This is a genomic window from Staphylococcus sp. GDX8P54P (assembly GCF_017893165.1).
GTDB lineage: Bacteria > Bacillota > Bacilli > Staphylococcales > Staphylococcaceae > Staphylococcus > Staphylococcus borealis.
Window position 1 is genome coordinate 1 of sequence record NZ_JAESMM010000045.1, and the last position, 2,407, is coordinate 2,407.

At 30.9% G+C, this 2,407-nt stretch carries 3 protein-coding genes; all 3 read left to right on the forward strand.

The window, feature by feature from the left end; genetic code table 11:
• Nucleotides 1–244, forward strand: a 244-nt coding sequence (locus KA909_RS11660) for a replication/maintenance protein RepL (RefSeq protein WP_200641208.1), incomplete at its 5' end; no start/stop codon positions are given.
• Between the two features lie 756 nt (nt 245–1,000).
• Nucleotides 1,001–1,735 (forward strand): 23S rRNA (adenine(2058)-N(6))-methyltransferase Erm(C), encoded by a 735-nt coding sequence (gene erm(C), locus KA909_RS11665; RefSeq protein ID WP_001003263.1) that lies wholly within the window; start codon nt 1,001–1,003, stop codon nt 1,733–1,735.
• A gap of 447 nt (nt 1,736–2,182) precedes the next feature.
• Nucleotides 2,183–2,407 (forward strand): replication/maintenance protein RepL (locus KA909_RS11670; RefSeq protein WP_210130250.1); only part of this gene is annotated, 225 nt, incomplete at its 3' end.

A 2,407-nucleotide genomic window follows, 5' to 3' on the forward strand; every position in this document is an offset into this window, starting at 1 on the left:
AACAAGAGAAATAGCAAAAGCTACAGGAACAAGTCTACAAACAGTAATAACAACACTTAAAATCTTAGAAGAAGGAAATATTATAAAAAGAAAAACTGGAGTATTAATGTTAAACCCTGAACTACTAATGAGAGGCGACGACCAAAAACAAAAATACCTCTTACTCGAATTTGGGAACTTTGAGCAAGAGGCAAATGAAAAACAAGAAAATGCATTATCTGATTATTATTCTTTCAAGGACTAGTATAACATAAAATCGTCTACAAATAGACAAAAAACCTGCACGCTTAATGTAGATCAAAAGCTTAACGCAAATGAAATAGATTGACCTCCCAATAACACCACGTAGTTATTGGGAGGTCAATCTATGAAATGCGATTAAGCTTTTTCTAATTCACATAAGCGTGCAGGTTTAAAGTACATAAAAAATATAATGAAAAAAAGCATCATTATACTAACGTTATACCAACATTATACTCTCATTATACTAATTGCTTATTCCAATTTCCTATTGGTTGGAACCAACAGGCGTTAGTGTGTTGTTGAGTTGGTACTTTCATGGGATTAATCCCATGAAACCCCCAACCAACTCGCCAAAGCTTTGGCTAACACACACGCCATTCCAACCAATAGTTTTCTCGGCATAAAGCCATGCTCTGACGCTTAAATGCACTAATACCTTAAAAAAACATTAAAGTCTAACACACTAGACTTATTTACTTCGTAATTAAGTCGTTAAACCGTGTGCTCTACGACCAAAAGTATAAAACCTTTAAGAACTTTCTTTTTTCTTGTAAAAAAAGAAACTAGATAAATCTCTCATATCTTTTATTCAATAATCGCATCGGATTGCAGTATAAATTTAACGATCACTCATCATGTTCATATTTATCAGAGCTCGTGCTATAATTATACTAATTTTATAAGGAGGAAAAAATAAGTGGTTATAATGAATCGTTAATAAGCAAAATTCATTATAACCAAATTAAAGAGGGTTATAATGAACGAGAAAAATATAAAACACAGTCAAAACTTTATTACTTCAAAACATAATATAGATAAAATAATGACAAATATAAGATTAAATGAACATGATAATATCTTTGAAATCGGCTCAGGAAAAGGGCATTTTACCCTTGAATTAGTACAGAGGTGTAATTTCGTAACTGCCATTGAAATAGACCATAAATTATGCAAAACTACAGAAAATAAACTTGTTGATCACGATAATTTCCAAGTTTTAAACAAGGATATATTGCAGTTTAAATTTCCTAAAAACCAATCCTATAAAATATTTGGTAATATACCTTATAACATAAGTACGGATATAATACGCAAAATTGTTTTTGATAGTATAGCTGATGAGATTTATTTAATCGTGGAATACGGGTTTGCTAAAAGATTATTAAATACAAAACGCTCATTGGCATTATTTTTAATGGCAGAAGTTGATATTTCTATATTAAGTATGGTTCCAAGAGAATATTTTCATCCTAAACCTAAAGTGAATAGCTCACTTATCAGATTAAATAGAAAAAAATCAAGAATATCACACAAAGATAAACAGAAGTATAATTATTTCGTTATGAAATGGGTTAACAAAGAATACAAGAAAATATTTACAAAAAATCAATTTAACAATTCCTTAAAACATGCAGGAATTGACGATTTAAACAATATTAGCTTTGAACAATTCTTATCTCTTTTCAATAGCTATAAATTATTTAATAAGTAAGTTAAGGGATGCATAAACTGCATCCCTTAACTTGTTTTTCGTGTACCTATTTTTTGTGAATCGATTATGTCTTTTGCGCATTCACTTCTTTTCTATATAAATATGAGCGAAGCGAATAAGCGTCGGAAAAGCAGCAAAAAGTTTCCTTTTTGCTGTTGGAGCATGGGGGTTCAGGGGGTGCAGTATCTGACGTCAATGCCGAGCGAAAGCGAGCCGAAGGGTAGCATTTACGTTAGATAACCCCCTGATATGCTCCGACGCTTTATATAGAAAAGAAGATTCAACTAGGTAAAATCTTAATATAGGTTGAGATGATAAGGTTTATAAGGAATTTGTTTGTTCTAATTTTTCACTCATTTTGTTCTAATTTCTTTTAACAAATGTTCTTTTTTTTTTAGAACAGTTATGATATAGTTAGAATAGTTTAAAATAAGGAGTGAGAAAAAGATGAAAGAAAGATATGGAACAGTCTATAAAGGCTCTCAGAGGCTCATAGACGAAGAAAGTGGAGAAGTCATAGAGGTAGACAAGTTATACCGTAAACAAACGTCTGGTAACTTCGTAAAGGCATATATAGTGCAATTAATAAGTATGTTAGATATGATTGGCGGAAAAAAACTTAAAATCGTTAACTATATCCTAGATAATGTCCACTTAAGTAACAATAAGAGA